Origin of the sequence: uncultured Enterovirga sp., from assembly GCF_964242715.1 — a bacterium.
In the GTDB taxonomy this organism is placed as follows: domain Bacteria; phylum Pseudomonadota; class Alphaproteobacteria; order Rhizobiales; family Beijerinckiaceae; genus Enterovirga.
The window spans coordinates 1-6,270 of sequence record NZ_CAXTAZ010000098.1; the positions used below are offsets into that span (position 1 = coordinate 1).

Annotated in this window: 7 protein-coding genes and 1 pseudogene; 5 read left to right on the forward strand and 3 right to left on the reverse strand. The window is 65.1% G+C overall.

What is annotated here, in order from left to right; genetic code table 11:
- The first annotated feature begins 134 nt into the window (after positions 1-134).
- Entirely contained in the window at positions 135-386 is a 252-nt protein-coding gene (locus tag ACFE87_RS24485) for a hypothetical protein (protein ID WP_375462278.1), read from the forward strand.
- 191 nt (positions 387-577) lie between these two features.
- On the opposite strand, the gene ACFE87_RS24490 is transcribed toward ACFE87_RS24485, so the two are convergent.
- Together ACFE87_RS24490 and ACFE87_RS24495 are read right to left on the reverse strand one after the other, a co-directional pair.
- Positions 578-940, reverse strand: a complete 363-nt coding sequence (locus ACFE87_RS24490) for an aldo/keto reductase (protein ID WP_375462273.1) — start codon at positions 938-940, stop codon at positions 578-580.
- Between the two features lie 74 nt (positions 941-1,014).
- Positions 1,015-1,701, reverse strand: a pseudogene (locus ACFE87_RS24495) (aldo/keto reductase); the annotation flags it as partial.
- Between the two features lie 85 nt (positions 1,702-1,786).
- On the opposite strand from ACFE87_RS24495, the gene ACFE87_RS24500 reads away from it, so the two are divergent.
- A complete protein-coding gene (locus ACFE87_RS24500; protein ID WP_375462274.1) occupies positions 1,787-2,689 on the forward strand; it encodes a LysR substrate-binding domain-containing protein in 903 nt (300 codons plus the stop codon).
- A gap of 109 nt (positions 2,690-2,798) precedes the next feature.
- Here ACFE87_RS24500 and ACFE87_RS24505 read toward each other — a convergent pair whose 3' ends face one another.
- Positions 2,799-3,116: a winged helix-turn-helix transcriptional regulator gene (locus tag ACFE87_RS24505; RefSeq protein WP_375462279.1), complete on the reverse strand. Its 318-nt coding sequence runs from the start codon at positions 3,114-3,116 to the stop codon at positions 2,799-2,801.
- 398 nt (positions 3,117-3,514) lie between these two features.
- On the opposite strand from ACFE87_RS24505, the gene ACFE87_RS24510 reads away from it, so the two are divergent.
- The 3 genes from ACFE87_RS24510 to ACFE87_RS24520 all read left to right on the forward strand — a co-directional run.
- Positions 3,515-4,402, forward strand: a complete 888-nt coding sequence (locus ACFE87_RS24510) for an outer membrane protein (RefSeq protein ID WP_375462275.1) — start codon at positions 3,515-3,517, stop codon at positions 4,400-4,402.
- A gap of 116 nt (positions 4,403-4,518) precedes the next feature.
- A complete protein-coding gene (locus ACFE87_RS24515) occupies positions 4,519-5,196 on the forward strand; it encodes a DUF3108 domain-containing protein (protein ID WP_375462276.1) in 678 nt (225 codons plus the stop codon).
- A 177-nt stretch (positions 5,197-5,373) separates the two neighbouring features.
- Positions 5,374-6,270: cache domain-containing protein (locus ACFE87_RS24520; RefSeq protein ID WP_375462277.1), on the forward strand; the 897-nt coding region annotated here is incomplete at its 3' end.

Below are 6,270 nucleotides of genomic sequence, written 5' to 3' on the forward strand. Positions count from 1 at the left end.
TCGAACACCGCCGGAAAGGTCCAAGCGCGGTCACCGGACGAACTTGACGAAACTGGGTTAGCGCGGCACGTGGTGGGTGCCTTCCGGGCGGACGCAACCCGCGCCGGCGCGGGGGCAGGCGCGGAGGTGAACAACTGGTCGACGAGCGATCGCGGCTCAGCGGAGACTTCGCGGCGCTCTGGCAGAACAACTACATCGCCAGCTACAGCGAAGGTATCAAGCGCATCGATCATCCGGAAGCCGGCCGTGTCGAGTTGGAGTATTCTGCCTTCGCGGTGGATGGCAGGCCGGATCTTGGTATGCTCGTCTTCAACCCAGTCACGGATGAAGCGGCGGCCCGAATAGAGTCACTGGTCGAGGCACGCTCAAGGACGAGCGCAGCCTAGGAAGGTCCGGCTTTCGCTATCGTTCCGCCCGAGACCGAAGCCCCGAATACGGCCAGATTTGGTCGCGCCAGCTTCGCACCCGTGCCGGCCGTCCTGAAGCCGCCATCCGGGCGCCCGAAGCGGAAATGTGATTGGCCCACTTCATTGCAGGCCGCTCGCGGAGCGTCTCATCGGCTCACCGTGCGTAGCACCTAATCGGGCCGCAACACCGCGTAGCCTCCGAAGACGACGTGGTCGCGCAAGGGCCGACGTGCGAGACCGTAGATCATGCGCGGCTCGGTCGACGCGCTGGCCTCGTCAAGGGTGGCCCGGTGCTCGGCCGACAGGACGAGATCGAGCGCTGCGATATTGTCGTCCACCTGCGTCGGCCGGCTCACCCCCATGAGGGTCGACGCCACGCCCGGCCGGCCCGTGACCCAGGACAGGGCGACCCGCGCAGCCGGCTGGCCAATCGCGTCCGCCACCTTTCGCACCACCTCGACGATGTCCCAGTTGCGGTGGGTGAAGAGGCTGTCGCCGAATGGGTTCGCGCCGTCGAGCCGCTTGTCGCCCACGGGTCGCACCTCGCCCGCCCTCGCGGCATCCTTCGGAAGGCCACCCTCTCGCCTTGGGCAGCTTCCACGGTGACGCGATCGTACTTTCCCGTCAGCAATCCGTAGGCGAGCGGCGACCACGGCACCATGCCCATGCCGAACTCGGCCGCGAGCGGAATGTGCTCGTCCTCCACGTACCTTCGCCAGGGTTGCGAGCTGGGCGACAAACCAGGCGGGCGTTCCCGGCTCACGAGCGAGTAGAAGTATTGCAAGGCGATCGGGCCTGGCAGCCCGCGCATGTTCGACAGTCCCCAATACCTGACCTTGCCCGACCGCACGAGGCCGGTCATCGTCTCGGCCAGTTCCTCGGCCGGCGTGACGCCATCCCAGACGTGGACCCAGTAGAGATCGACGTAGTCGGTCCTCAACCGCCGCAGCGAGGCTTCCAGGGCCGCGTGGACGTGCTTGGCCCCATTGCCGCCAGAATGCGGACCCTGGCCCGTGGCGAACCCGGACTTTGTCGCCAGAACGATCTGCTGACGCAGTGAGCGTTCGGCGACGAAGCGGCCGATCATCGCCTCGCTCTCGCCGCCCGCATACACGTCGGCCGTATCGAGAAGTTTCCGCCGCGGTCGACATAGGCCTCGAACACGGCGCGACTGCCGCTCTCGTCCAGCCCCCAGCGGGCTGTGCCGAATGTCATGGTACCCAATGCTAACGGGCTGACGGCCAGACCGGAGCGGCCGAGCGTACGTTACGTCATGAGATTCATTGTTGAACATCCTTCAAGCTCAGGACGTGATAGCGCGGCCGTCTACGCGGAATAAGTTAAGTACGACAGCAAGGGTCTGTGAGCAGGATTCAGCAATGCGGCGTGGCACGCTCGATGATCTTGCGGCGTTCGCGGCAGTGGCCCGCGCGCGCAGCTTCACGCGTGCGGCTGCCAAACTCGGCGTGTCTCCCTCCGCGCTCAGCCACGCGATGCGTGGCTTGGAGGCGCGGCTCGGAGTTCGTCTTCTCGCCCGAACCACACGGAGCGTCGCGGCGACCCCGGCGGGGGAGAGGCTGATGCGCTCGCTCGACATGGCGTTGGCAGAGGTCGCGCGGGGCCTTGAGGCGCTCGGGGACTGGCGCGGAGAGCCGTCCGGGACACTGCGGCTGACTACCTTCTCCTCGGCGGCCCGCACCGTGCTCGACCCGGCGCTGCCGCGTTTCCTACTGGAACACCCGTCCGTATCGGTCGAGGTCATCGTCGACGACCGCCTGACCGACATCGTCGCGGACGGGTTCGACGCCGGCATCCGTTTCGGGGAAACGGTCGAGCTCGACATGGTGGCGGTGCGGGTCGGGCCGGACCTGCGGACGGTTGTGGTCGGCACACCCGCGTATTTCAGCCGCCAACCGCAGCCTAGGACGCCCGCCGAGTTGGCGGCCCACAATTGCGTCAGCTACCGCCTGATCGGTGGAGGCGGCCTCTTACCCTGGGAGTTCGCGCGCGGAGGAGACGAGGTGCGTGTGCGTCCGAGTGGACAACTGATCGTCAACGACGCGTCCCTCGCTGGCGCAGCAGTCCGGGCGGGCGCCGGACTCGGCTACATGTTGGAGTCCGATGTCGCGGCCGAGGTGGCGTCAGGACACCTCGTCCAGGTTCTGGACGAGTGGTGCACGCCTTTTTCAGGCTACCACCTCTACTACCTCAGCCGGCAGACCACCCCCGCGCTTCGTGCGCTCGTCGAGGCGTTGCGGTGGCGTAGCGAGACGACCTCGTAGGTTCGGTCGGAATTCCGCGTCCACCTCTCGGCGGCACGCTCTGGGATCTTTTGGGTGTCTCGCGTGAGCGGAGCGGGACCGAGCGGTCGATCACTCGGAAGCTTCCCAGTCAGGAGGATCTCTCGCCAGTTCTGCGGGCGAGCGGACCGTGAACCTGGGACCAAGCCATCAACTCGCGGAACATGGGTTTCAACGCGAGGGCAGCGTCCGTGACCTCGTATTCTACACGTGGCGGGATCTCGGCATAGACCGTGCGCTTGACCAGGCCGTCTGATTCGAGTTCGCGCAACTGTGTTGTCAGCATGTGTTGTGTGATGCCCGGAAGGGCACGCCGGAGCTCGCCGAAGCGCAGCGTCCCATTGACGAGCGTCCAGATCAGCTCGACCTTCCACTTGCCCGTCAGGACGCGGATCGCATCCTTGAACATTTCAGGAGGGAGTGCGTCCGGGTGACATGGATGTCCGTCCGGAAGTACTCCCGTCGATCCGGCGCGCATATCAGTCTGTTTTTTCAGACTAGGCACGGAAATCCATCCTACTTGCTAAATCGATGTTAGTCAGCCCATCTGCCTGCTCCGGAAGGTGTTTGCAAGGGAGCTTCACTCCTCGTCTACCTCGGGCTGGTAAGCTCTCAGGAGGATCCTCGAAGAGGGGACGATTGTTGATTTAGTCCAATAACCAGGGAGTCGGTCGATGAGAATTTCGGCTGAGGTAGTCGTGACCATCGTAGCGCACGGCATAGCCGTGCTTGCGGCCCTTCTTCTCTGAGTTCCTTGCGCTCGCCCCCTCCGAAACATCGATCTCGGCACAATGGAAGGTTCGAAGCATGTTGTCCCGCTTGACGCCTCTCGCGCTCGCCCTGATCGTCGCCGCAGGGGGAGCTTCGGCCGCTGATCTCGGCAGCGCCGCCCCTACGCCGAATCCTCAGGCGCCCGTCTTCAGCTGGACTGGGTTTTATGCAGGCACGCTGGCCGGTTATGCCTTTTCCGACAGACAGACCATACGGACATTCGGCAACAACACTGCAGCCGGCGGTCTGACCGACACGCAGCTCGCCGTTGCACAAGGACGTCGCCCAGCGACCATCGAAAATCGGCAGGAGGGCCGGGCCGGATTGGGCGGCAACGTCGGCTACGACCACCAATTCACGCCCGGCAATGGCATCGTCGTCGGCGTCGCGCTCGACGTTACGCTGGTGAACCAGGATGGCCGGGCCAGTTTCTCGGGGCCGGCGCTCGCCGTGAACGGCTTCACCTCAGAGCTCAGCGGGTTTCGCCAGCAGCTTGATTGGCTCGGCACCGTTCGCGGCCGTGTCGGCTACGGCTTCGACCGGTTCCTCGTCTACGGGACGGGCGGCTTCGCGTTCGGCGGCCTGAACTATCGCGCAGCCTTCCTCACCGGCTCGAACGGTGCGCTCGCCTACCAGGGTGAATACGACGGGGTCGGTACAGGGTTCGTCTACGGCGGCGGCATCGAATACGCTCTCCCGGCCGATAGCGCGATTGGACGGTACAATCCCCTGGTCTATTTCGGGCTGATCCAGCCCGGCGCCATCACGGCGAAGCTCGAGTACATCCGCTACGACCTGGGTAGCCGCAACGTTGTCGTCAACGCGTCGATACCTGGTGGACCGACCGGCAGCTTCACGTCACGGTTCACGACGGAGGGCAACCTGATCAGAGGCGGCATCACCTATCGGTTCGGAGGACTATGATGGTCCAATCAGTAGTCGACTGCGTCTCTTCGGCCAGTGGCCTGCTTCGGCCCGCCGCCGGATGGGGCACTTCGCGACGTGTTCTCGCAGCCGCGCTCCTTCTGGCGGGATCGGGGTTGGCTGCGCGAGCCGAGGAGTTCTCGGCGACCTACCGTGTGACTCTGGCCGGTGTCCCGGTCGGAGAGGGTCGGGTAAGCGGCCGCGTTGACGAGGGTGCGTACTCGGCGCGGGTCAACGGCAAGGTCGGCATCCTCGGCATTTCCAACGTCTTCGACGCCGAGACGCAAGGCCGCTTCCGCCAGACGCGATTGCAGCCAATGAACTATCGGGTCTCATCAAGCGGACGAGAGAGCCGCAACGTCTCCGTCGCTTTCGCGGGTGATCGCGCCGTCCGCACGACGATCAGTCCCGAGTACAGCGATACCGAGCGGGCGGAGCGCACACCCATTCTTCCCGCTCACCAGGATGACGTGATCAACCCGTTGACGGCCGTGATGACGCGAGCGCTCCAAGCCGCCGCGGGCAGCGATCCATGCCGGGGCGTCACCCCGGTCTTCTCCGGCACAACCCGCTTCGATGTGACATTTGGGCCCGGCGAAGCTCGCGACGGCGAGATCGTCTGCCAGGCGACATCGCGGCCGATCGCGGGGCACAAGCGGGCCTTGGAAACTGCACCGCCACGGACTGTCCTAGTTGCCTTCTCCGCATCGCCGGGAGGGGTGCATCTCCGCTTTCCCATCCGTATCGAAATCCCGACCGCCTTCGGAACTTTCGTGCTGCGCCGGGCCAGTTGAGGACCCGATTTCCGCGCAATGTCGAAGAACACGCCCACGGGGGAGGTCCCCCGGGCGTCGTTGCCATCCGCGGCCGACAGCTCGACGACGTTTATCGATAGCCCTGAGAAAGAGCGTGGCCTGCCAATCACGTGGCTGCTTCCGCTCCTACTTGCAGCGCTCGTGCTATGCGCGGTTGTGCCCGTCATCGTACTCGGCTTCTATGGTGCGCGGGACAATACGAGCCGCCTGCTCCGCGACCGTGACGAACTCGTACTCGACGTCGTCGTTGAGCGTATCGCCGCACATCTCGACCCGGTGCGTGTCCAGGTTGCCTTCGTGGTCGACGCCGTTCGACTCGGAAAGCTTGACGTAGAGGATGAGGCTGCCCTCCGCACCGCGCTCGTCTCGGCCCTAGCGGCAACGCCCCAGACGACCGGCATCGCGTTCGTCCGATCCGATCTGCGGGTAACGCGGTACAATCGCCTCGACTACCGCATCTACGACGACGTGGATGTCGCCCGCATACCAAATGGCCGCTCCCACCTCGATGCAGCACGCTCAGGTGCCGAGCCGAGCTGGATCGGTCCCGTGTGGAGCGATCCGCTCGACCAGCGCATTCTGCAGTTCCGCGCACCCTTGGTCGGAGCCGGCGGTGAGTTCCGGGGCGTCCTGGTCGCGGCGGTGTCGATCATGGACCTGTCTCGCTACCTCGGCGAGATTGAGGACGATCTTGGCCAAACCCCATTCGTGCTGACCGGGCAGGAGCAGGTCGTCGCTCATCCGCTGCTGGCCTCGACGGCCGTGTCGAGCCGCTTCGGCTCCGCGCAACCCTTGCCACACATCAGCGTGTTCCCGGATCGCTACCTGGCGAGCATCTGGGCGCGTCCGTTGAACGCGCTGAATGCCTCCGTGCCCTTCCGGCGTTCGCGGGGACACTGGAACTGGGTTCCGGGCGGGGGTTACGAGGCCCACACCTATCTCTACCGAGCGATGACCGGCTATGGTGAGATGCCGTGGTTGGTCGGCTTCCACTATCCGGGAATCGAGACACGCCGCGCGCGTTGGATCGTGGCCGGCATCGGTGTCGGAGGG